The following is a 284-nucleotide window of genomic DNA, read 5'->3' on the forward strand; positions in this document are numbered from 1 at the left end:
ACACCAATCGACTCATTGGTTAGTTCTTGGGATGCAAAGTCTTCTTGGAACCCTACACTAATCCACCAGTGACGACCGTCAAATGTAACTCTTGGATTAGATGGTTTTTTATTTCTTGGTAGTTGTTGGCTTGTTTTCACTTCTCCGATAGACTGAATATGAACTACCTTCTTTCCTATAGCCAGTCTTTCATAATTGGCATAAAATCCTTGGATTACATCTTTTTTGGATTTATAAGAAGTGTGATAACCATTTTTGTACTTTTTGAACGAATGTTTTCTCGC

General features: G+C 36.6%; 1 pseudogene. It reads right to left on the reverse strand.

What is annotated here, in order from left to right:
• Positions 1–284, reverse strand: a pseudogene (locus FOT98_RS31585) (RNA-guided endonuclease InsQ/TnpB family protein); the annotation flags it as partial.

Source organism: Bacillus sp. HY001, from assembly GCF_007558965.1.
Classification (GTDB): domain Bacteria; phylum Bacillota; class Bacilli; order Bacillales; family Bacillaceae_G; genus Bacillus_A; species Bacillus_A mobilis.